This window comes from Pseudomonas sp. FME51, assembly GCF_014897305.1.
In genome coordinates, this window is record NZ_JABUYN010000001.1 from 401,058 (window position 1) to 423,246 (window position 22,189).

Consider the following 22,189-nt stretch of genomic DNA (forward strand, 5'->3'; position numbering starts at 1 on the left):
AGGAGAATAGTTTGCTATTTTTCTAAGCGGATTACTCTTAATTCATCATTTATTGACTCACGCTTTTGGAGGCCCGTTTTGGGGCTTAGCCCGCATGAAATGGCGCAATCCCTCTTCTTTCTCCATTTAAAGTAACATAATCAATACCTATAAAAATTTGGCAATATTTTATTTTTTGCACATACTTTATAAAGCGCTTTATGTTTTCTTTTCAAAAATACTCAATCAATTACGCAATGTATAAGGAGTTTGATAATGAAACTATGGGCAAAAATCTCCGCTGTCATGGCGGCATTACTGATGGCATTTACGTTGTCTGCATGTTCTCCAACTGCAACGTCAGAAGGTACTGGGGGTTATTTTGATGACTCCGTGATCACCACCAAAGTTAAAACAGCACTAATCGGTGAAAAAAAGCTTAATTCAACACAAATTAGCGTTGAGACTTTTAAAGGTAAAGTTCAACTAAGTGGTTTTGTCTCTTCTCAAGCGGATGCTAATCGAGCCATTGAAGCAACACGCAAAGTTACAGGCGTAAAAGGCGTTATCAACTCAATGGTTGTTCGCTGATCCCCTTTTTATTCTAGTCTTCCTTTAGCTTTACTTTTTAGACCACTTCGGTGGTCTTTTTTCGTTTATAAGTTTGTTCCCATTGTTCATGGCTACCATTAAGCAGATCAAGTTTTGTAAAAAACCAAATTAATCAAAAATAGTCTATTTTTATACCGCACGAAGAAAAGTACATAAAAAAGAACAAAACAAAAGGATTTTTAATCATTTCGCGTTCAAAAACCAATCATCCAGTTATTGTTAGTACAACACTTTATTAGCCCCTGTTATTCCTTTGTTACTTTTATTTATCTATTGATAAATAAAGTAGTTTTACTAAAATGAAATATAAAGATGCATTTTAAATGCACCTATAAAATACCCTGTTTTATCAATTACAATGCTATTTATTATTAATAAATAGAAATAAATAATTTTTAATTTATTTATAGCTAAACATTAAAATGCATATTAAATGCAACTTAAAAGATATTTAAATATTAAATGTTTCTTTTTAAATACATCTTTATCTATTTAAGACTATTTTAAAATAACTCTTATTTTAAGTATTAATAATAAAACAGTATCTTTTGATAATCTAAAAAAGAAAGTTATCTTGTGAATTTAAAACATAAAAAAAGCGGAGATAAACTCCGCCTTTTCATTATGCGATATTCTTTTAAAGAAAGAATAATTAGAAACGGTAACCCACACCAAACATAAATACAAACGGATCTAAGCGTGTATCAATTGAATGTTTTTCACCTGTACTATCACGGAATTTAACATCAGTTTCGATATTCATCCACCAAACAGATGCATTCAGCATCCAGTTTTTATCGAGGTTATAATCTAAACCTACTTGTGCCGCAAAGCCCCATGAATCCTTAAGATCCAAGTCTGATAAACCTGCGCCTTTACCCGCTGAATTGAATTTTTCATCAAAGAAAGTCGTAAAGTTAAGACCCGCACCTAAATAAGGACGTAGTTTATCTTCTGCACTACCGAAGTAATATTGTGCCATTAATGTTGGTGGTAAATGTTTAATAGTCGCAATTTCACCAAAGTTTGTTAATGAAACTTTATGCTCAAAAGGAGTAGCTGCTAATAATTCCACACCAATATTATCAGTAATCATATACCCGAAGGTTAAACCTAGTTGAGTATTATTATTAGCCTTGAAATGTCCGATATCTAATACATTATCAGAACCTGCATTAGGGCGAACCGTTGCAGTACCCGCACGGAATAAAAAATCACCCGCTTGGTGAGCAAAAGAAATAGAAGGCGCAAGAGTTGCAGCCGCTAAAATAAGCGCAGAAAGTTTTTTCATTATTTAACCCATTCCTGTAATAAGTAAAATCTCCGCTAAAAATATAACCATTTATTGATAATTATGATCTAATGCCGATCACAACTTTGGAATTATTTTTGCAGAAAGTGTTATTTCTCTTTTTATTATTTATCAATGCGATTATTTATAATTGATCCACATCAAATTACCCATTAATACAATTTTTTCTTATAATTAAATTTATTCTTAGTAATATTTTTTGAATAAAAAACATCCTAAAAAGAGGTATTAAAAAATTAAGTTATTTTTATGTTAATATAATGTTTGTTTTGTTTTAAATACTAAGGATATTTTGATGATCCATAGCAAGAAAAAAACCAAATAAGAGAAGTAAGAGAAAATATCCCTTTTTGTTGTTGTAGAAGGTACAATAGCGCGCATTGACTTAGTCTATTTTTATAGGAGCAGTTTCATGCCTACCACGGCACGCACAATCTACCGAGACAGTCTGAATTTTTATAAGAATGAACGACGTAGCATTGTTACCCTTTCCGCTATCCTTGCTATTATTTTAGCGATAGTTCATGTCTTAATTGGCCCTAATCCTCAAGAGTATCAATTGATGATTGAATTTGTGGCTAATTTTAAAAATACACAGCTTTCTTCTACTTCTCCTGCTGAATTAGAAGCAATGTCAAACAGTGTCGTGGGTATCGCCAAAAAAGTGTTATCACTGTATGCATTTGAAACACTACAGCAAAGCATCTTAGTTCTAACCTTATTGATGTTCACTATGGCGATCTCTACAGGTCACAATGTCACCCTAGGTCAAACATTTAATGCCTGTTTACCTCGCTTACCAAAAATGTTTTTACTGATTGTCCTATGCTCTATTTTAATTAGCGCCGGTTTTATGGTGATGATTATTCCTGGCATCATCTTACTCATCGGTTTTGCATTAGCACCGGTTGTTTTAGTGCGCCAACAAAATATGGGAAGTGCAATACGTTTAGGTTGGAAAGTTGGGTTTAGTGAATCTGGCTCACTTATTCCTGCTTTAGGCATTTGGATTTTATTGCAGTTTGGTATTGGTTTTGTGGGCAACCTTACCGTTCAATTACCCGATATTATTCATAATTTCTTATTCTATCTCCTGAAAAATATGGCTTCAGCTTGGTTGATTATTTACTTGTTTCGCTTATTTATGTTGGTTGAGAACAAATACACAACACAACAAACGCGCTAATTTACTCAAAACATAGCTCCCCATAGAATTTACCAATAAAAAATCCCGTGTATAAGTTAACCACTTATCACGGGATTTTACTTTTTACTCAGCACTACTCGTAAAAATGACTAGAATATTTAAGGTGTTGATGTCTGTCCCTCTGTCGGCACTTCTGATATCAACGCGTCGTTATCCTCTGCTTCTTGTTTTAATGCCTCTTTTCTTGCTTCTTTCTGTTTTTCTTTGATCTGCTGGCGGCTTTGATAAAGTCGGATCACAAAATAAAGGTCGGGCGCGATAATCAAGTCATCTTCATTGAGTGAAATCTTATTACGTTCAATCCAGCGATTTAATTCGGTTCTGCGTCCTGCTAAAACCAATTTAACGCCTTTTATTCGCAATTCTCGTATTAGTTCATCAATGGCCGCAAATACGCTGACATCATCATAGGTAAAGCTTACGGCAGCATCTACCGCTAACCATGCAGGTCGTTGAGGCGCGCTATCAACAAGTTGAAGCACCCGTTTTTTAAAATAACCCACATTAAAATAAGTCAGTGGTGAATTAAAACGGTACATCATTAGGCCATCAATAGGTTCAATACCATTATCTTTATTCATTGAGTGAACCATACCCTGTTCATCAATACCTAATAACTGATCGCTTGGGCGAAAAACAATACGTAAAAACTGTAACAAACCTAATAAAACAGCAAAGCCGATACCGTTAATTAGTCCTGCCAATAACACGGCTAATAATGTAAATGATGCCAATGTAAATGCTTGCTTATTACGTTTACGATAAGACCAAATATGACGAATACTCAGCAATGACCATGAAGAGACGATCAACACAATTCCCAGTGATGATAATGGAATATAAGCAAGAAAATCGGTCATAAATAATAGCACTAGCAAAATAACCAGTGCAGCAATAATGGAAACTAATTGCGTTTTACCACCAACAGAATCATTGACTGCGGTACGGCTACTTGCCGCACTTACCGCAAATCCTTGAGAAAGCGCTGCCGCAATGTTGGCAATACCTAATGCTTTTAACTCTTGGTCTGCATCAACATCATAGCCATTTTTGCTAGCAAAACTACGAGCCGTCATCATAAAACTGACAAAGCTAATGACAGCCAAGTTTATGGATGGAACCAATAGTTCTCGTAATACACCGGGATGAAATCCACTCATGGATACAACAGGTAAAAACAGATCAACATTGCCTGCGTCTTTATTCACAATAGCAATGCCATAACTGACTAAATCAAATTGCCAACTGAGATAAGTCATCACAACCATGGCAATTAAAGGCGCTGGCCATCGGCTACGAAAATAACGAATACCTAATAGTAACGCTAATGTTATCGCCGACATTAATACCGTGGGTAAATGGGCATCCATTAATCGAAATGGGACTTCAATTAATTTTTCAATTAAATGCTCAGGGGAAGTATCAAACCCAAATACTTTGCTAATTTGCCCCACCATAATGGTGATCGCAACCCCATTTAAAAGTCCTTGAAGAATAGGACGCGAAAGAAAATCAGTAAAAGCACCTAATCGAAAATGGCTGGCTAAAATACACCAAAAACCCGTCATTGCCGTCATAATAATGGCTAATTGCCACCGCGTATTCTCATCCCCTGCCGATAATGGAATAACAACCGCCGCAATAACCGCACACGTTGCTGCATCAGGCCCTGTTATTAATTGGCGAGACGTACCAAATAAAGCATAAATAATCATGGGAAGAATACAGGCATATAACCCAACAATAGCGTTAATCCCTAATAATTCGGTATAAGCAATTGCGACAGGCAATGCAACCGCAGCAACAGAAAGCCCTGCTTTTAAATCATAACCAAAGTATTTACGCTTATAATTAAACAATAAGCCTAATCCTGGCATCCATTTTATTATTCTTTTTCCGTTCATTGATTTCCTCTTATCAGAAATACTTTTTTATTTATGCATTCATCAAAAAGTGGCGGTAATGTTGATGAGTTACTGAATCATATACTAGAGTAATATTTAAATCCTCTTCCATTACTTAAGCTTTAATTTAAATTTGACATAAATACAATTATGTTGATTTTTCATTGAGTTATTTCAGATAAAAATAACACTTGTTGTGTAATTTAACGTGCCATAGTTAAAGATATGCAATTGTTTACCCATTTTCTGTCACTTTGCATTAGAATAGCCACGTTTATGAATTTAATTACATAGGTTCCTATCTGTTATGAAAAATGGCTGGCTTAAGCAATTACTTGATTTCGCTCCACTATTAGTCTTTTTTATCTTCTATAAATGGCAAGATATTTTCTATGCTTCAGGTGCATTAATTGTCGCGACGTGGATCTCTGTCGGCTTAACATGGCTTATTTTCCATAAAGTTGAGAAAGCCCCCCTCATTACCGCCGTGGTTGTCACTATTTTTGGCTCATTAACTATTTTCTTCCATTCTGCTGATTTTATTAAATGGAAAGTCACTGCTATTTATGCCATTTTTGCCGTTGTATTAATTGGTATGCAGTTATTTACGCCAAAAACATTAATGGAAAGAATGTTAGGTAAAGAACTTGCCATGCCACCAGCTAACTGGAAAAAAGTAAATATAGCTTGGGTTATTTTCTTTTTTGCTTGTGCGGTAGGTAATATTTACGTGGCATTCTCTTTACCCGAAGAGACTTGGGTTAATTTTAAAGTCTTTGGCTTAACTATTTTGACCTTCATCTTTACGATCGCCAGTGTGGTGTATATCTGGAATAACCGTTTACCAGAAGAACACGCTGAAGATGAAGTAACACAAAATGATGAACATGAATTATCAGATGGTATGACAAAACAAGCCTCTAAACCAACGTCACACGATGCGCATTCAAAATCTGAATAATTATTTTTATTTTATTGGGAGATGTGTGCTCTAAATAACTCAAGCGTAGCTAGGCGACAAGTGAGTAAGTCGCTAGGAGCATACAATAGTATGTGACTCATGCGAATGAACGCAGTCAACAACACTGCAACTTGAAGTACGACGAGTCACGCTACAGCTTGAAGTATGACGAGAAACATCTCTTTGGTTTCAACATTATTTACAGATACTTTATATCCCATGACTGAACAACAATCTTTGCCTAACGGTGAGCTCGTTTTACGCACCCTTGCCATGCCTGCTGATACTAACGCCAATGGTGATATTTTCGGTGGCTGGTTAATGTCTCAAATGGACATTGGTGGTGCAATTTTAGCGAAAGAAATTGCGTTAGGTCGTGTCGTTACTGTAAGTGTAACGGGCATTACCTTTCTTAAACCGGTTGCTGTTGGCGATGTCGTTTGTTGCTATGCGCGTTGCTTAAAAACAGGTAACTCTTCAATTACTGTTAATATTGAAGTCTGGGTTAAGAAAGTCGCCACAGAACCTGTCGGCCAACGTTATCGAGCAACAGAGGCAGTATTTACCTACGTTGCCGTTGATGAGAACAACTCAGCGCGCCGATTACCTGAAGGTAAAGCCCACTTCACGCTAACAAGTACAATGGAATAAAACGCCATTACGACAATTCGATTACAACGAATAGCGTGAAAACATTAAAAATTAAATACTAAAAAGGCACTGATTAAAGTGCCTTTTATTTATCTGGTATCAAATGTCGATATTGCTTTTTTAGCTATATCTACTAATTTTTATCAAAATTAGCTTGCTGATATCCCTGTTAATTTAAATTCAATAATCGCAATTTTTCCTTTATAAGGAATTTTTTCATAACGCCATTGGCGCATTGCCCTTTTAACATCTCGCTCAAAGACATTTTTTGGATCAGCCGAAATAATTTCCACATTATCGACTCGTCCATCAGCATCAACATCAAAACGCACTTTGACAGAACCTTCAATCCCCACAGCTTGCGCGCGTGGGGGGTATATAGGTAACCCTTGACGTACCGCATTAGGGACTTTACCTTCACCACTACTGGCTACTGCAACCGGTTTCTCATCACCTTTATCACTTGGCTTTGCCGTCGGATTAAGATTTTTAAGATCATTGCCTTTATTTACAACTAAAGGTTGTGGTCGCTCAACAGGCGGTTTCGGTTTCTCTACCGGTTTTGGTTTTGGCTTAGGTTTCGGTTCTGGTTTTTTCTCTATCGGTTTTTCAATAACAGGTTTCACATCTGGAATAGGCTCAGGCTCTGGTTCGGGTTCGACAACCGGCTCAGGTTCTGGAGGCGTGACTTCTTCAACCACAGGTTCTGGTTCACCAGCAGGCTCCTGCGCAGCAAATGCCAACATTTGTATAGAGATAGGTTCAGGTGTTACTGGCTCATCTTCTATAACATAGAACATCGCTGCTGCAACCAGTGAGGCATGCAGACAGAGTGATATGAATACCCAAAGCTTCCAACGCATAACGTCTCTTATTTCACCTAAAGAAAAAATAATGCCCCTAGTTTAAATGCAAATAGCAATCATATTCAATAACGTTTATCAAAATGATTGATATTAACTGTTAAAAAGTGAATTTATGAGTTCCATTCTATGTGTTGTACAAACAAAAGTGCTCTGTGTTTTTTTGATGTATCAAGTTTACGTAGTTTATAAATTCGGAAATTACGACGAGATTGCCCCTCTAACCATCGGCGACGTTTACGTAATACTTGCCTCATCATTCGCCAGCGTGCAACTTCATTCCTACTGTGTCTCATGCTATCAGCACCTATTTTTCAAATAAGTGATGTATTATAAGACGTTCATTTTGTGATCCAAGAGCTGATTTATAGTTTGCTTGATTTTCATTCATTCTTTGAGCATTTCTCACAAAGAAAAAATAAATAAAGAGTTGTATCTTATTGCTTATTTAATGCTTATCTCTTATGAAAGAGATTTGACAGAGATAATAATCCTGATTTAATAACAACATTCGGCAAATAACAAAAATAATGAACTATTTTTAGTAAATTGCCTTTAGCTTATCCATGCGATTCATTTTCAACGGAAAATAGCTCTACTATGACAACATTTTATACTGTATTAAGTTGGCTAACCTTTTTCTTCTATTGGCTATTAATTGCTGGGGTCACTTTTCGTGTCCTGATGCATCGGCGTCCTGTGACATCAACAATGACCTGGTTACTGATCATCTATATCCTACCATTAGTTGGTGTCATCGCTTATTTTGCCTTTGGTGAATTACACCTTGGCAAGCGACGCGTTGAACATGCAAAGCAAATGTGGCCATCCGTTGTGGCTTGGCTTGAAGACTTAAGAAAATGTAAGCATATTTTTGCTACGAGTACGAGTGATGTTGCAACGCCCCTTTTTCAACTCACCGCTAAACGCCAAGGAATTAAAGGTGTTAAAGGGAATAAAATTGAGCTTTTAACGACGTGTGAAGATTCACTAAATTCAATTACACGCGATATTAATAATGCTCGTAATAATATTGAAATGGTCTTTTATATTTGGCAATCAGGTGGCTTAGTTGATGAAGTTACTGATGCGCTAATCAACGCCGCTAAGCGTGGTGTAAAATGTCGCATCATGGTGGACTCTGCGGGAAGTTGGAACTTCTTTCGAACCAAAGGCCCTGATGTTATGCGAGCAGCAGGTATTGAATTTGTAGAATCATTGCATGTTAATTTGTTTCGTTTTTTCTTGCGCCGCATGGATTTACGTCAACACCGAAAAATCGTATTGATTGATAACTATATTTCTTATACTGGAAGTATGAATATGGTTGATCCTCGCTATTTCAAACAAGATTCAGGTGTGGGGCAATGGATTGATATTATGGTAAGAATGGAAGGTCCTGTTTCTACCACATTAGGTATGATTTATGCCTTTGACTGGGAAATGGAAACTGGCGAGCGCCATTTACCCCCTCCTCCTGATGATAATATTATGCCTTGTGAACAAGAAAGCGGGCATACAACACAAGTTATCGCATCAGGGCCAGGCTTTCCTGATGAGCTTATTCAACAATCGTTAATTACGGCCATTTATTCAGCTAGAAAAGAATTAGTCCTCACAACACCTTATTTTGTACCTAGTGATGATCTTGCTCATGCTATTTCGACAGCCGCTATGCGAGGCGTTGAGGTCAGCATTATTGTGCCTCGTAGTAATGACTCTTTTCTTGTACGTTGGGCAAGTCGTGCATTTTTTACAGAAATGCTTGAAGCAGGTGTGAAAGTCTTTCAGTTTGAGGATGGCTTATTACATACCAAAAGCGTCATGGTTGATGGGCAACTTAGTATGGTCGGCTCAGTGAATCTTGATATGCGAAGCTTGTGGCTAAACTTTGAAATTACTGTCGTTATTGATGATGAAGGTTTTGGTAGCGATTTAAGCATTGTACAATATGATTATATTGCCCGTTCTACTGAGTTGACGCTACAAGAGTGGGAAAAACGCCCTTTCTTAAATCGTGTATTAGAACGTATCTGCTATTTCTTTAGCCCTCTGTTATAACAGAAATGTTATAATCCAAAAGATCATAAAGATAGGCAACAATATATTTTGCTTAATACGCAAACAGCCTATAAACAACACAAAAACTATTGGAATACTAAACAGGCATTACCATGAATCAACCAACCTTACTCAGTGAAGACGAAGCCCTAGAACAAGCTTATGATTTATTTTTAGCTCAAGCGGCTGATAATTTAGATGTTGCCGATCAATTACTTTTTAATCTGCAATTTGAAGAAAGAGGTGCTGCAGAGGTGGTTCCATTAGGTAATGATTGGCAATTTATTGTCGGCCTTCCAATTACATCAGCCCGTTTTAGTGAAGTGATTATTGGACTTGCGCCTGACGATGATTCCGATATTGATGATATTTTTGGCCGAGTATTAATTAGTCGCGACCCACTACAACCGATGTTTCATATTATCTGGAAATTATAATCACTTCTATCTTCACCTGCTTATATTTTAGCGGGTGATTTTTATTTCAGAGAGAAATAAAATGAGTGAAAGCCACTTTATCATTGATACTATTTTTGCCTTAGCTTTCTTTGGTGCATTTTACTGGTATATCTGCGTAGCTATTATTATCGTCATGCTCTATGCCACAGTAAAAACACAAAAAACGTTATTTCGTATCTTATTTATACTCATTGCTTTAATTTTTACTTATTTACCCTTCATGCAATATCTTTGGTAAAAATTAAACAAACAAAATCAAAAGCGCCCTATCAGCGCTTTTTCCTTTATTTTTATTTGGGCTTCTTATTTATATAAATAATATTAATTACTGACGCAAACTCACAGCAATACGATTAAAAGCATTCATTAATCCAATAGCCAATGTTAGATCACTCATTTCTGTATCTGTAAAATACGCTTTAACCTGCTGATAAATATTATCATCCGTATTGTTTGCTGAAATATTACTGACAGCCTCTGCCCATAATAATGCAGCTCGCTCTTTATCAGTAAAACGCTCACTTACTTGCCAGCCATTTAGTGCATCTAATTTATTTTGAGCAACATGATGATTACGCAATGAATTATTGTGCATTTCTAAACAGAAAGCACAGCCATTAATTTGAGACACTCTTAAATAGATAAGCTCAATCAACGTGATATCCAGTGAACTATCTTCTAATGCTGTTTTACATTGAATTAAGCCCGCATAAGCTGTAGGACTGAGTTTTGGGTAAGATAAGCGAAGCTTTGACATAATTTCCTCACAATTCACAATAAAAACAAACTCACAACCAACTGTATATAAACACAGTAACAATATATTCAATTTATGGTGATGTGTTTATCAATTTTGTGGTATTTGTGTTTAGAGATGACAATCTTCAGTATAAGCAACTTAATTTACTACTTATTCTTTATTAGATAGATGTCACTTATTATGAGTTATATCCGTTATTCAAAGCATTTGGATGAATGAGCAATAGTTAAAAACATTGTGCCTTCTCTTGTCAGCGTACTGTCTTTTTTTATTGGTGGTGATTTCACCATTCTATCGATTTCAGTTGAAGAAAATTTATCACTTGCTTCATTATAAAAACACAAACATTGATCTTTGCTCACGTTACTATAGATATTTAGTGTATTCATACAATACTCAATAACTTTATTTTCTTGTGATTCAGAACACGCGGGTAGTAAAAATAAAGATAAAATAATAATTAATGTTTTTTTCATAACTATTCCACTGTTGTGTTAGATTCATTTAATTATGAAAAAATTATTTCATTAAAGCGGGGAAATTATCACGATATAAATCAAATTTAAGTGGATAATTATTATTTACACCAGACAAATAGAGAGAATATTTTACTTTCCTCTCTATTCTATATTTTTCATCTTTTTTATTTAGTATTTATACTTATTTTATTTAATCTTAAATGTAACAATGGAAAAGGATTTCCTTGTCCATCTAACTCAGAACGCCCTATTTGCTCAAATCCCATATGAAAATAAAAACCAATTGCTTGAGGATTTTGTTCATCTACATCTAATTCATCAATATGCAGTGTATTTATCGCGAAAGTTGCAAGTAATTTACCGCAACCATGCCCTCTAGAATTCGCATCAAAAAATAGCATTTCTAACTTATTTTCTGCTGTACCTAAGATCCCATGAATAACATTATTATGGTCTATCGCAATATAGGTATTAAGCATAGGAAAATACTGTTCTACAATATCTTTTTTAAGCGATAAGATGATCTCTTCGGATAGAAATGTATGCGTAGCTCTAACCGACGATTCCCAAACTGCAATCATTTCATCATAGTGTGAAGATTCTGCTTTTATTACAGTTAACATACTTTTCTCTCCATAAAATATGGCATCTTAAAACACATCAATTGAAAATCAATCTCCCCTAATAAAAAACACACGTTTAGTGTGTGTTAAATAGGTTTTTAATAAGTTAAGATCAAAAATAGAGAGATAAGCGTTTACAATTATATTAAATAAAAAAGGTTGGCTAATATTTCTGCCAACCCTTTTATTGATACATCAAGCTAAATTACCACTCAAAGTTAACACCCGCACCATACATTAAATCACCCGAATTTGATGTTGATGTAGAAACACTGGCTTTAGCTGCTATATTTTCATTAAAACGATAACCACTCCCTACAGCTATTGCGTTTTCAGAATTATATCCACCCATTGCAGCACTCACGTTAAATTTACCAACACTATAAGGTTGAAATAAATTGGCCGTTGCTGCTGACATCGCAAATCCACGTTTCATTTTGTCATCAAAATCATTTATACGGCTTTCTAGTTTATCAATACGTGCACTATTATGATTTGCTAAATTCCATGCATTATTCGCTGTTTTATTAGCAATATTCGCCGTATTATTCGCAGCATTTGCCGTGTTATTGGCAATATTTGAAGTGTAATATGCGTTATTGGCTGTAGTATTAGCCGTATTAGCAATCGTTTTAGCATCAACAGCTGTTGATTGCGCATTATCAGCACTCACTTGTGCTTTATCTGCACTTGTTTGTGCCTTATTTGCACTATCTTGAGCTTTATTAGCTGTCGTTAACGCCGTTCCTGCCGTTGTTTTAGCTTCATTTGAATTTATTAATGCCGTATTCGCCGTTGTTTTTACTTCGTTTACGGTTGTTTTTACTTCATTAACCGAAGTAAGCGCCGTATTTGCTGTGGTTTTTGCATCTGTTGCAGTTGTTAAAGCAGTATCAGCCGTTGTTTTCACTTCGTTTACGGTTGTTTTTACCTCATTAACCGAAGTAAGCGCCGTATTTGCTGTGGTTTTTGCATCTGTTGCGGTTGTTAAGGCAGTATCAGCTGTTGTTTTCACTTCGTTTACGGTTGTTTTTACTTCATTAACCGAAGTAAGCGCCGTATTTGCTGTGTTTTTTGCATCTGTTGCGGTTGTTAAGGCAGTCGTTGCCGTTGTTTTTGCATCTGTTGCTATTGCTTTAGCATCATTTGCTGTTGTTAATGCCGTCGTTGCCGTCGTTTGGGCCTCTGTTGCCGTTGTTAATGCCGTTGTTGCCGTCGTTTGGGCCTCTGTTGCCGTTGTTAATGCCGTCGTTGCCGTCGTTTTGGCCTCTGTTGCCGTTGTTAATGCCGTTGTTGCCGTCGTTTTGGCCTCTGTTGCCGTTGTTAATGCCGTCGTTGCCGTCGTTTGGGCCTCTGTTGCCGTTGTTAATGCCGTTGTTGCCGTCGTTTTGGCCTCTGTTGCTGTCGTTTTAGCCTCTGTTGCCGTTTCATTTACCGCTTTTAACTGAGCAATATTTGCCACATCAGTATCTTCGGCGCCGCCTGCAACATTAGTGATTCGACGATAAGTATCTTGTTCACCAAAATCGCCACTTACTGCTTTTTGCCCTATTGATAATTCCCCAATATTTTGTCCAGCTCTATCGTTATCTTTCAAAAATAAGGCTTTATCTTCAGACATTTTTCCAGCAACAGAGTTACCCCCTAATGCAATAGAATCTTTTGCATCATTAACCACTCTTGCATCCGCACCAATGGCAACACTGTGGTTAGTTTTTAAACCACCAAATAACTCATCACCTTTGCCTGCATTAGCATTGTTACCAATACTGATACCACCGTTACTCTGTTTTGCAGCGTCACCAATTGCTATACCACCTAAACCATCTGAAACCGCCTTAGAACCGAAAGCAAGTGATCCTTCACCTTTAGCAACAGCGGCATTACCAAATGCAATTGCAGGAGCGCCTTGTTGACCTTCTGCATCACCATCAGCATAAGCACTATTACCTATTGCAATATCAGAATCATATTTTGCAACAGGTGGTCTTGCTTTATTATTAGGAAGGAATTTATTCGGATTTTCAATGGGGATCTCTTTATCATCGGCAGTATTACCAATGATAATTGAATTATTTTTAACGTCAGTATCAATAAATCCAGAGCCTATTTTAACGCCATCTGATTGTTCAACAATAGCTGTCGATACATTTGGCATCGAAATTGGAATATCAAGGTTTTCGTTATTATCTATAGGTGCTGCTTGTGCAAAAAAAGGTGCGAGGGCTAATACAATCAATGATTTTTTAAACATGATAGAACCTCAATGGTTTAAGCGAAGCAGCCTTGAATATAGCGTGAGTAAATAAAAACTTTCGACTAAAGATAAATCAATAAAAGACAGTATTTGGTTTTTTATTATTTAATCTAAAAAAGAATAGCTTCATTTTATTCTTATTTAGATTAATCACACATGTCACAAAAAATGAAAATTAAGTAAAAAACACATAATCAGTTAATAATCTCCTCCATAACTAAAAAAACAGAGTTAATAATTGTAGTGTTGAAAATTTCATTTTAGAATTACACAGATAAAAAGAAAGAAATTCAGTATGAGTTAGATCACTAAAATGAAATTTATCTTTAGAGAAAAATATATTTAGTAGATAAAAATTAATGTTTAATTTATTTTCATTTTATAGAAACGAAAAAAGGCCACATAATGTGGCCTTTAAAGAAGAAACCTATTTTAAATAAGATTAAAAACGATAACCTAAACCCACCACCCAAGTACCAAATTCGATATTACTTAGCTTTGAATACTCGTAAGAAGCGTCAATTGCTAAGTTAGGAACTGGATTATATTGTAATCCAACACCATAGCTATTAGATACTTTATTAAAGTTAATATTTTGATAGTTAGCATCAAACTCTAAATTCATTTTAACTGAGCTAACACCAATTAAGCCATAAACATTAATATATTCACCTAAACGATAACTAGGCCCAACAGATAATAAATAATAATCATAATGTATATTCCCTTTATTAGAATTAAGATTAAAAGAATATTTTTCTTTATTATAGACAAATGAACCGATTACACCCCAGTTATCATCTAACTTATAATCATATTTAATATTAACGCCTTTAGGTGAATCTGTAACCCTTTTGCTATCTAGTTTCATCTCACTTTGCGCATAGCCTAATGACAATGTATTTTTCAGTATTGCAGTCGCATTAAATGTTGTTATTGATAAAAAAACAGCAGTAATTGGAATAACTAATATATTTTTCATTAGAAACCTAAGTATTATTTAAAATTTGGCTGTGAGATGAATTAACCAAATATAATTTCAATTATATTTAATTTTAATCACCATCATTTAAATCGCACTTGAAATAATAAATCAAAATAAAAAACAGATGAACATTTTATTTTCTATACAATAGCAATAAAAATATTATTATTAACAACAATCAATATAGAGGGGTTTTAGTTAAAGAAAGGGAAATAAAAAGCATTTAAAATTAAAAACAATCATTAATTTTAATATTATTGAAATTTTATCTTATATAAAATCAAAAGGCCACATAACGTGACCTTTTAAAATATAATTTATTGACTAAATATTAGAATCGATAACCAACCCCTAAAACCCAAGTACCGAATTTTGCATCATCTAATTTTGAGTACTCATAAGATGCATCAATAGCTACGTTTGGGATTGGATTAACTTGTAATCCTAATCCATAAGCCATAGATGTTTTACTGTATTCATCATTACCATAATAATATTTATCTTCTTGATTAGCATGACCAAGACCAATTAAACCATAAGCACTAAAATAGTCATTAAAACGATAGCTAGGGCCAGCTGTTAATGAAACATAATCAATTTCAGTTGAGCCAATTTTTCCCCAGCGACTATAAAAATTATAGGTTAATTTTGTATATGTCAGTGATCCAATAACACCCCAATCATTATCAAATTCATGGTTATATTTAAAGTTAATGCCTTTAGGATTATCAGCAAATTTATTGCCATCTAATTTAATTGAGCTTTGAGCATAACCTACAGACAAAGTATTATCTAATGCGGCTTGAACACCAAAAGAAAATGTAGAAATAGCTAGCGCAGAAGCAGCAAAAAATAAATTACGTTTCATCTTTATTCTCTATATAAAAAGGACAGATACAATGGAGCTAAATTTAGCTCTCTTATAAATTAAGCATAATATTTGATAAATATTATTTATAAATAATACGATATTAATAATTTATTATAAAGGCATTCTTATTAATAAAAGAATAATTAAAACACTATCCCAATTAACAATAAACCTACCGTATTTTTCACCATTCTTAAGTAAATATTAAGATTATAAGCTTAGCCACTATCAATAAAGTGACTTAAATAACACCACTGTATTTGCTTTAAATATGATTTTTTAATTCTTCACTGCTAATCGACCAATTTAATATCAAGATACCTTAATAGCTCAAGAGCTTCGATTTTAGAAAATATTGCTTTTTCAATTTTATTCTGGTGAATATCGATACCAAAAGAATGAGAGCCAGTAAAATCAACGCTCTCTAAATTTGTTTGCATAAACAAACTATTCGAAAAATCAGAATTTATCATCACTGATTTTTGAAGATCTGTATTTCTAAAGTCGATGTCATGTAATCGGCATTCTTCAAAAATAGATTCACTCAATTTTAATCCAAAAAAATTACAGCCACTTAAAATACTATTTTTAAAACTGAGTTGTGAATAAAGATCAAATTTAGGCCAATACGCTTTTGTCCAATCAATGCCAACAAGTTTACACTCAACAAATTGAGTATTAGAAAATCGAGTATTAGGGATATTCGCTAAACTTAAATTACAACGTTCAAATAAGCAATGCACAAATTTGCAGTGAGATATTTTAGCTGATGAAAAATCACACTGATAGAATTCACACTCTTCAAATATTATTTCGTTGAGCATTAATTCACTAATATCAAGCTTAGTAAATATTTTCTCTAAATATTCCTGATTATCTTCTAAATTTCCCATATCTCCCCCGATAAAAATGATAAAAAAAAGGACTCTCTTTATTTTAATATTCTTCTTTTTTATGCATAATTAGCAAGTTGCATTTTTAACCAGAATTTTTGTTGGCATAAATTAAAAAACTCTTTTCTATAAGGTGAAATATATTTGTTATTTGACTCAATAATTTCCCATGTGATCCAGCACTCAGGGCATTGGGTATCATTATCATAATGTTCTGTTTCTATCTCTTCAGTACATTTAAGAATAACACCATCATTAAATAACCAAGCCTGTGTTGCTCGAATTATTTCAGTCAAATCATCCCGACACTTGTGGGAGCTTAAAATTTGATAGCCCTCTTCTTGGTTTACAATTTGAGAAATATACTTCGCTAACATCATCATCTCTCTTGTTTTATTTCTTATTATTTAGTGTATTCACTCTAAATGAGACAAGTTTTATTACTTTTAATTTTCATCAAAAGCATCAGCCATAAGCAAAAATTTAGGTTTGGCTTTTGTATAAGCATTAATCATAGGAACTAGTCGCTGAAAATGCTCACTTGCACAATGTATATCAAGCGCAGCATGATCTGGCCATTGTTCAACAAAGACAAAGTGACCTGGATCTTTTTCATCAACATATAAATTATAGCTAATACAAAGAGGCTCTTTCTTAGTCGCTTCAACAAGCTCACGATAAAGAGGTAAAACAATTTCTATCGCTTCTGTTTTAATAAAATCTTCAGCAATTACTTTTAACATCACATTCTCCTTACCGTAATTGAATAACACAAAACACTGTATAAAAACACAGATAAATATAGCCTAGTTAACTTAAGAGATCTAGACTTTTTACATAAGAAAAATACTTCTTATAATTAAACCCTTACTCTTTTTTAGCAAGACGCAATGTATAAAAAAATAAAACGATGCAGCAACCAGTTTAAAATAATAAAAAAGGTCTGTTTTTCATACAGTAGGCAGTAAATATCAAATATTTATTCTCAATATCGATAAAAATATGCGTTTAAATAATACTGATTCTCTTTATATAATAGTCATTCATTAAGTGATACAGAGAAAGTAAGATTTTTGGGGGTTAACGTGTGGCTTGAACAATTTGGTGTACTCAATATCTGGACATACCTTGCAGGCATGTTTTTTATTATCCTTGTACCTGGTCCTAATACTCTCTATGTGTTAAAAACAAGCGCATCCGGTGGTGTTAGTGATGGCTATCGTGCTGCATTTGGTGTCTTTTTAGGTGATGCTATTCTTATTTTTCTCGCCTTTATTGGTGTTGCATCGGTCATAAAAGCCTCCCCTGTGCTGTTTACTCTTGTGCGATTTTTAGGTGCTTTTTATCTTCTCTATTTAGGTATAAAAATTATCCATGCAACTTTTTTCTCAAAGAAAGCGCATGTAGAACAAACAACTGGTGTGCAAAAGCATGTTTTTAGAAAAGCACTTACATTAAGTTTGACTAATCCTAAAGCAATTTTATTTTATATTTCTTTTTTCGTACAATTTATCGATTTTAATTATGCTCACACTGGATTATCTTATTTAATTCTAGCTTCTATGCTTGAAACTTTTAGTTTCATTTATCTCTCTTTTTTAATATTTGGTGGCGTAGCTCTTGCTCGTTTCTTTGGTTCACGTAAAAATATGACAAAATTAGGCAATGGTGTTATCGGGCTTTTCTTTATGGGTTTTGCGACTAAATTAGCGACATTATCATCATAATTATTGAAAATAGATTTTAATTAGAGAAAAGGCAATCATTATATAGATTGCCTTTTTTCTATCCATTTATTAAGCCTATTTACGTATATTAATAAGTGTATTCACCCATTACTTATTAAATACTATTCATTCTCATTCTATTTCAATTAAAAAAAACGTTTTTTATTTTATTCTTTTTATTAAATTTTAATTATTTGATATAAATTTGATTAATATTACTAAAAGACTCTTCATACGGATATATCATAAAATACATATCCTTATAGATAGGTATTGAGATGAATAGCCAAATTGTTATTGATTCTAAAAAATGTATTGGCTGTAAGACCTGTGAAGTAGTTTGTTCAGTTGGCCATACATTTGAAAAGGACGGAAATGATTTCCTCAATAAAAAGAATTTTCATCCTAGAATTCATATTATTAAATTAATGCATCAGTTTACAGCCTCAGTTTGTCATCAATGTGAAGATGCACCTTGTGCTCAAGCTTGCCAAACAAAAGCATTAGTCCGTGGTGAAAATTTTGTTGAAACACATCCTGAAAATTGTATTGGTTGTAGGGCTTGTCTTTTAGCTTGTCCGTTTGGTGCAATTGAACTTGAGAAAAAAGAACAGACTCCTCAAACTTCATTTTTAGACCTTGGTCAATACTTTCAAATTGATATCGTTAAATGTGACTTATGTCATCATAGAGAGCAAGGTCCTGCTTGTGTAGAATTTTGCCCTCAAGACGCTTTAATGCTTGTCTCTGAAAATGAACTGACACAATTAACGGCTGAACGTAGAAAAAAATCTATTTTACGTGAAGATGTTAATATGCATGGAATAACACTTTAATCTCTTAATAGCCTTATCCGTTATATAAGGCTATTACTCTCTCTTTTTGGTTGCTCTGAAGTTGCTTAACTGTAGTTATTTATATCGAAACTACCCAACCATCTGGTATCATTGGCAACTTATCAATTTTCTTGCCATAAATAACTTTGTGTTTCAAACACTTTACCGGTTGAGATAATAAATATCTCATTGATTTTTAATGTTTTTTAAACTTAAAAAAACAGTAATGTAAAGACAAAGTCTTGGTTAGCAAGTTACAGAATAATCAGCAACGATATAGAACCGTAAAAATGAGCATCCCAAAAGAGCAATATAATTTCAACAAGCTACAAAAACGCTTACGCCGTGATGTTGGGCAAGCTATCGCTGACTTTAATATGATTGAAGATGGCGACAAAATCATGGTCTGTCTTTCTGGTGGTAAAGATAGCTACACGCTACTTTCTATCTTGATGAGCCTGCAAAAAAGTGCGCCAATTCACTTTTCGCTTATTGCAGTAAACTTAGATCAAAAACAACCCGGATTTCCTGAACATATTTTACCTGAATATTTAAATGAGCTTGGTGTAGAATATAAAATTGTTGAAGAAAATACTTATGGAATTGTCAAAGATATCATTCCTGAAGGTAAAACAACCTGCTCTTTATGTTCTCGTTTACGCCGTGGTATTTTATATCGCACAGCAACAGAATTAGGCGCAACTAAAATCGCTTTAGGCCATCATCGCGATGATATCTTAGAAACGTTATTCTTGAATATGTTTTATGGTGGCAAACTTAAAAGTATGCCACCTAAATTAATGAGCGATGATGGCAAGCATATCGTTATTCGTCCCCTCGCTTATGCACGAGAAAAAGATATTGAACGTTTCGCGCAAGCAAAACAATTCCCTATTATTCCGTGTAATCTTTGTGGTTCACAACCTAATCTTCAACGTCAAGTTATTAAAGAAATGCTAAAGGATTGGGATAAACGCTACCCAGGTCGCATTGAAACTATGTTTAGAGCAACACAAAATATTGTCCCGTCTCATCTCTGTGATACACATTTATTTGATTTCGCCAATATTAAACATGGTGATGAAGTCATTAATGGCGGTGATTTGGCCTTCGATAAAGATGAGATCCCTGCAATTCCAGTGATGTTCCAAGAAGATGATAATGAACGCCCTGATTTTAGCCAAAATAAGCTTGATATTATTGAAGTAAAATAATGTGTTATCTCCTGAGCCTTGCCATTTTCAAGGCTTAGGATTTTTGTGATGAAATAATTACCAACAATAAATTTAAGCAAAAAAAAACCGATGTTAATAAACATCGGTGTAATAATGGTCAATTATTCTGTATTAAGAACTCAATATGAGAAAAACTACAATTATGGAGCACAACGTTCATCGCTCAACGTTGTATTCACCTGCGAGAGTTATAATGCCAGATGTTGTATTTTAAAAAATTGATATATCTCAAACAGGACTAGAGAATTCTTTTTTAAATCCATTTAGTTACGATTAATTCTCTGAAAATTTACAACCATCTACTACGTTTTAACCACCAAGTAACAATCACAATCAAAACAAAGAGTGATAGACAAAATACGGTAAAACCATAAGGAAATTCATTTCCTGGGATCCCGCCCAAATTGACACCAAATAACCCTGTAAGAAAAGTGGTGGGTAAAAATAGCATTGCCATAAGTGACATTGTATAAGTTCGTCTATTCATCGCATCAGCCATCATTGATGTAATTTCGTCAGCGATAACTGCAGTACGAGAAATACTGCTGTCTAAATCTTCTAAACGCCGGGAAAGTCTTTCTGATATTTCTAACATCGTTACTCTATCACTATCACTCATCCAAGGAAGTTTCTCGATAGAGAGTCTTGAAAAGACATCTCTTTGTGGTGCCATATAACGACGTAAAACAATCAATTGTTTTCGGAGTAATGCCAATTCGCCTCTTGCCGGTATTTGTTGATCGAGGATCATATCTTCAAGTTCAATTAATTGATCATGTAAAGTTTCGACAAATTCCCCGATTTCATCAGTGACAGCATCCGCCATGGTAATTAACCAATCACCGCTACTTTCAGGCCCATTGCCTACATCTAAAGTATGAATAACAGAATCAACAGAATTAACTCGACGATGACGACTAGACACTATTGTTTGGCTATTAATATAAATTCTAAATGCCACAAGTTCATCAGGTCGATCATCTGGATTATTATTAATTGTTTGCAAATTGATGACGATACCTTCACCAATACGTTGAGCCTTTGGTCTAACATTTTCCGCTAATAAGATATCTTTAGCTATGGCTGGAAGTAGTTCTGTCTCTTGTATCCATTGAGCACTTTGTGGTTTGCGGTAATCTAAATGTATCCACAGCGGATTTTCATTAGTTGCAACCGTCTCAGACGTTATTTCAATTACTCCCCCATGCCCATTAAGTTGCGCAGTATAAATTGCATCTGAATCATGCAAGACAGAGTCATTAATTGTTTTCATTTAGTTTCCTCCATAATCTTTGCGTTAAAAACGCTATCTTAATTCAGTGTTCAACTGTCAAATAATAATGTGTCTATCTTCACTTTATATAATTATTTTTCAATATGTTATTCTATTTATCTTCTAATATATTGTATATCAACACTATTTTTTATAATTACGCTCCTGTTTTTATTTGTATTTTTTACTTTAGGATTATTACACTAAATCTAATGCTGATAGTTACGCTACTATATCAATAG

23 protein-coding genes are annotated in these 22,189 nt (G+C 34.3%); 9 read left to right on the plus strand and 14 right to left on the minus strand.

What is annotated here, in order from left to right; all coding sequences use genetic code 11:
• Positions 1 to 255 precede the first annotated feature (255 nt).
• Positions 256 to 570, plus strand: coding sequence for a BON domain-containing protein (locus INT39_RS01805; RefSeq protein WP_193017271.1), 315 nt, complete (start codon positions 256 to 258; stop codon positions 568 to 570).
• Between the two features lie 673 nt (positions 571 to 1,243).
• Here INT39_RS01805 and ompW read toward each other — a convergent pair.
• A complete protein-coding gene (gene ompW / locus INT39_RS01810; protein ID WP_193017272.1) occupies positions 1,244 to 1,882 on the minus strand; it encodes an outer membrane protein OmpW in 639 nt (212 codons plus the stop codon).
• 433 nt (positions 1,883 to 2,315) lie between these two features.
• Here ompW and INT39_RS01815 point away from each other — a divergent pair, with 433 nt between their 5' ends.
• A complete protein-coding gene (locus tag INT39_RS01815; protein ID WP_193017273.1) occupies positions 2,316 to 3,089 on the plus strand; it encodes a YciC family protein in 774 nt (257 codons plus the stop codon).
• A 119-nt stretch (positions 3,090 to 3,208) separates the two neighbouring features.
• On the opposite strand, the gene INT39_RS01820 is transcribed toward INT39_RS01815, so the two are convergent.
• Entirely contained in the window at positions 3,209 to 5,014 is a 1,806-nt protein-coding gene (locus INT39_RS01820) for a SulP family inorganic anion transporter (RefSeq protein WP_226894154.1), read from the minus strand.
• A gap of 307 nt (positions 5,015 to 5,321) precedes the next feature.
• On the opposite strand from INT39_RS01820, the gene INT39_RS01825 reads away from it, so the two are divergent.
• Complete coding sequence (locus INT39_RS01825; protein ID WP_193017274.1) at positions 5,322 to 5,975, plus strand: septation protein A; 654 nt, start codon at positions 5,322 to 5,324, stop codon at positions 5,973 to 5,975.
• Between the two features lie 165 nt (positions 5,976 to 6,140).
• On the plus strand, positions 6,141 to 6,626 hold the full coding sequence (gene yciA / locus INT39_RS01830) for an acyl-CoA thioester hydrolase YciA (RefSeq protein ID WP_264299067.1): 486 nt from the start codon (positions 6,141 to 6,143) through the stop codon (positions 6,624 to 6,626).
• A 149-nt stretch (positions 6,627 to 6,775) separates the two neighbouring features.
• On the opposite strand, the gene tonB is transcribed toward yciA, so the two are convergent.
• The gene (gene tonB / locus INT39_RS01835; protein WP_193017275.1) at positions 6,776 to 7,489 is read right to left on the minus strand and encodes a TonB system transport protein TonB; all 714 of its coding nucleotides are present in this window, start codon (positions 7,487 to 7,489) and stop codon (positions 6,776 to 6,778) included.
• 113 nt (positions 7,490 to 7,602) lie between these two features.
• Complete coding sequence (locus INT39_RS22905; protein WP_109408740.1) at positions 7,603 to 7,785, minus strand: YciY family protein; 183 nt, start codon at positions 7,783 to 7,785, stop codon at positions 7,603 to 7,605.
• A gap of 304 nt (positions 7,786 to 8,089) precedes the next feature.
• Here INT39_RS22905 and cls point away from each other — a divergent pair, with 304 nt between their 5' ends.
• Both cls and INT39_RS01850 read left to right on the plus strand, forming a co-directional pair.
• The gene (cls, locus tag INT39_RS01845) at positions 8,090 to 9,550 is read left to right on the plus strand and encodes a cardiolipin synthase (protein ID WP_193017276.1); all 1,461 of its coding nucleotides are present in this window, start codon (positions 8,090 to 8,092) and stop codon (positions 9,548 to 9,550) included.
• A 113-nt stretch (positions 9,551 to 9,663) separates the two neighbouring features.
• A complete protein-coding gene (locus INT39_RS01850) occupies positions 9,664 to 9,987 on the plus strand; it encodes an HI1450 family dsDNA-mimic protein (protein WP_193017277.1) in 324 nt (107 codons plus the stop codon).
• A gap of 346 nt (positions 9,988 to 10,333) precedes the next feature.
• Here INT39_RS01850 and INT39_RS01855 read toward each other — a convergent pair whose 3' ends face one another.
• From INT39_RS01855 to INT39_RS01895, 9 genes are all read right to left on the minus strand, one after another.
• Positions 10,334 to 10,765 (minus strand): carboxymuconolactone decarboxylase family protein, encoded by a 432-nt coding sequence (locus tag INT39_RS01855; RefSeq protein WP_193017279.1) that lies wholly within the window; start codon positions 10,763 to 10,765, stop codon positions 10,334 to 10,336.
• 197 nt (positions 10,766 to 10,962) lie between these two features.
• Positions 10,963 to 11,244, minus strand: coding sequence for a hypothetical protein (locus INT39_RS01860; RefSeq protein ID WP_193017280.1), 282 nt, complete (start codon positions 11,242 to 11,244; stop codon positions 10,963 to 10,965).
• Positions 11,245 to 11,411: 167 nt separating this feature from the next.
• Entirely contained in the window at positions 11,412 to 11,870 is a 459-nt protein-coding gene (locus INT39_RS01865; RefSeq protein ID WP_193017281.1) for a GNAT family N-acetyltransferase, read from the minus strand.
• Positions 11,871 to 12,075: 205 nt separating this feature from the next.
• A complete protein-coding gene (locus INT39_RS01870; protein ID WP_193072074.1) occupies positions 12,076 to 14,124 on the minus strand; it encodes an alanine-zipper protein in 2,049 nt (682 codons plus the stop codon).
• Between the two features lie 445 nt (positions 14,125 to 14,569).
• Positions 14,570 to 15,109 carry an Ail/Lom family outer membrane beta-barrel protein gene (locus tag INT39_RS01875; RefSeq protein WP_193014579.1) on the minus strand — a complete coding sequence of 180 codons (540 nt, stop codon included), beginning with the start codon at positions 15,107 to 15,109 and terminating at the stop codon, positions 14,570 to 14,572.
• 334 nt (positions 15,110 to 15,443) lie between these two features.
• Positions 15,444 to 15,980, minus strand: coding sequence for an Ail/Lom family outer membrane beta-barrel protein (locus tag INT39_RS01880; RefSeq protein ID WP_193014578.1), 537 nt, complete (start codon positions 15,978 to 15,980; stop codon positions 15,444 to 15,446).
• Positions 15,981 to 16,276: 296 nt separating this feature from the next.
• Positions 16,277 to 16,876 (minus strand): pentapeptide repeat-containing protein, encoded by a 600-nt coding sequence (locus tag INT39_RS01885; protein WP_193014577.1) that lies wholly within the window; start codon positions 16,874 to 16,876, stop codon positions 16,277 to 16,279.
• A 59-nt stretch (positions 16,877 to 16,935) separates the two neighbouring features.
• Positions 16,936 to 17,253, minus strand: a complete 318-nt coding sequence (locus INT39_RS01890; RefSeq protein ID WP_193014576.1) for a hypothetical protein — start codon at positions 17,251 to 17,253, stop codon at positions 16,936 to 16,938.
• Between the two features lie 69 nt (positions 17,254 to 17,322).
• Entirely contained in the window at positions 17,323 to 17,619 is a 297-nt protein-coding gene (locus tag INT39_RS01895; RefSeq protein WP_193014575.1) for a putative quinol monooxygenase, read from the minus strand.
• Positions 17,620 to 17,961: 342 nt separating this feature from the next.
• Between INT39_RS01895 and leuE the strand changes: the two genes are divergently transcribed.
• From leuE to ttcA, 3 genes are all read left to right on the plus strand, one after another.
• On the plus strand, positions 17,962 to 18,603 hold the full coding sequence (gene leuE, locus INT39_RS01900) for a leucine efflux protein LeuE (protein WP_193014574.1): 642 nt from the start codon (positions 17,962 to 17,964) through the stop codon (positions 18,601 to 18,603).
• Between the two features lie 278 nt (positions 18,604 to 18,881).
• A complete protein-coding gene (locus tag INT39_RS01905; RefSeq protein ID WP_193014573.1) occupies positions 18,882 to 19,439 on the plus strand; it encodes a 4Fe-4S dicluster domain-containing protein in 558 nt (185 codons plus the stop codon).
• Positions 19,440 to 19,729: 290 nt separating this feature from the next.
• Complete coding sequence (gene ttcA / locus INT39_RS01910; RefSeq protein WP_193014572.1) at positions 19,730 to 20,653, plus strand: tRNA 2-thiocytidine(32) synthetase TtcA; 924 nt, start codon at positions 19,730 to 19,732, stop codon at positions 20,651 to 20,653.
• 310 nt (positions 20,654 to 20,963) lie between these two features.
• Here the strand turns inward: ttcA and zntB are convergent, their stop codons facing one another.
• Positions 20,964 to 21,947 (minus strand): zinc transporter ZntB, encoded by a 984-nt coding sequence (gene zntB, locus INT39_RS01915; protein WP_193014571.1) that lies wholly within the window; start codon positions 21,945 to 21,947, stop codon positions 20,964 to 20,966.
• Positions 21,948 to 22,189 lie beyond the last annotated feature (242 nt).

Excerpts from the sequence above, each read along its gene's own strand:
- INT39_RS01805 (WP_193017271.1), top strand. The coding sequence starts at position 256 with ATGAAACTATGGGCAAAAATCTCCGCTGTCATGGCGGCATTACTGATG.
- ompW (WP_193017272.1), bottom strand. The coding sequence starts at position 1,882 with ATGAAAAAACTTTCTGCGCTTATTTTAGCGGCTGCAACTCTTGCGCCT.
- INT39_RS01815 (WP_193017273.1), top strand. The coding sequence starts at position 2,316 with ATGCCTACCACGGCACGCACAATCTACCGAGACAGTCTGAATTTTTAT.
- INT39_RS01820 (WP_226894154.1), bottom strand. The coding sequence starts at position 5,014 with ATGAACGGAAAAAGAATAATAAAATGGATGCCAGGATTAGGCTTATTG.
- INT39_RS01825 (WP_193017274.1), top strand. The coding sequence starts at position 5,322 with ATGAAAAATGGCTGGCTTAAGCAATTACTTGATTTCGCTCCACTATTA.
- yciA (WP_264299067.1), top strand. The coding sequence starts at position 6,141 with ATGACGAGAAACATCTCTTTGGTTTCAACATTATTTACAGATACTTTA.
- tonB (WP_193017275.1), bottom strand. The coding sequence starts at position 7,489 with ATGCGTTGGAAGCTTTGGGTATTCATATCACTCTGTCTGCATGCCTCA.
- INT39_RS22905 (WP_109408740.1), bottom strand. The coding sequence starts at position 7,785 with ATGAGACACAGTAGGAATGAAGTTGCACGCTGGCGAATGATGAGGCAA.
- cls (WP_193017276.1), top strand. The coding sequence starts at position 8,090 with ATGACAACATTTTATACTGTATTAAGTTGGCTAACCTTTTTCTTCTAT.
- INT39_RS01850 (WP_193017277.1), top strand. The coding sequence starts at position 9,664 with ATGAATCAACCAACCTTACTCAGTGAAGACGAAGCCCTAGAACAAGCT.
- INT39_RS01855 (WP_193017279.1), bottom strand. The coding sequence starts at position 10,765 with ATGTCAAAGCTTCGCTTATCTTACCCAAAACTCAGTCCTACAGCTTAT.
- INT39_RS01860 (WP_193017280.1), bottom strand. The coding sequence starts at position 11,244 with ATGAAAAAAACATTAATTATTATTTTATCTTTATTTTTACTACCCGCG.
- INT39_RS01865 (WP_193017281.1), bottom strand. The coding sequence starts at position 11,870 with ATGTTAACTGTAATAAAAGCAGAATCTTCACACTATGATGAAATGATT.
- INT39_RS01870 (WP_193072074.1), bottom strand. The coding sequence starts at position 14,124 with ATGTTTAAAAAATCATTGATTGTATTAGCCCTCGCACCTTTTTTTGCA.
- INT39_RS01875 (WP_193014579.1), bottom strand. The coding sequence starts at position 15,109 with ATGAAAAATATATTAGTTATTCCAATTACTGCTGTTTTTTTATCAATA.
- INT39_RS01880 (WP_193014578.1), bottom strand. The coding sequence starts at position 15,980 with ATGAAACGTAATTTATTTTTTGCTGCTTCTGCGCTAGCTATTTCTACA.
- INT39_RS01885 (WP_193014577.1), bottom strand. The coding sequence starts at position 16,876 with ATGGGAAATTTAGAAGATAATCAGGAATATTTAGAGAAAATATTTACT.
- INT39_RS01890 (WP_193014576.1), bottom strand. The coding sequence starts at position 17,253 with ATGTTAGCGAAGTATATTTCTCAAATTGTAAACCAAGAAGAGGGCTAT.
- INT39_RS01895 (WP_193014575.1), bottom strand. The coding sequence starts at position 17,619 with ATGTTAAAAGTAATTGCTGAAGATTTTATTAAAACAGAAGCGATAGAA.
- INT39_RS01905 (WP_193014573.1), top strand. The coding sequence starts at position 18,882 with ATGAATAGCCAAATTGTTATTGATTCTAAAAAATGTATTGGCTGTAAG.
- ttcA (WP_193014572.1), top strand. The coding sequence starts at position 19,730 with ATGAGCATCCCAAAAGAGCAATATAATTTCAACAAGCTACAAAAACGC.
- zntB (WP_193014571.1), bottom strand. The coding sequence starts at position 21,947 with ATGAAAACAATTAATGACTCTGTCTTGCATGATTCAGATGCAATTTAT.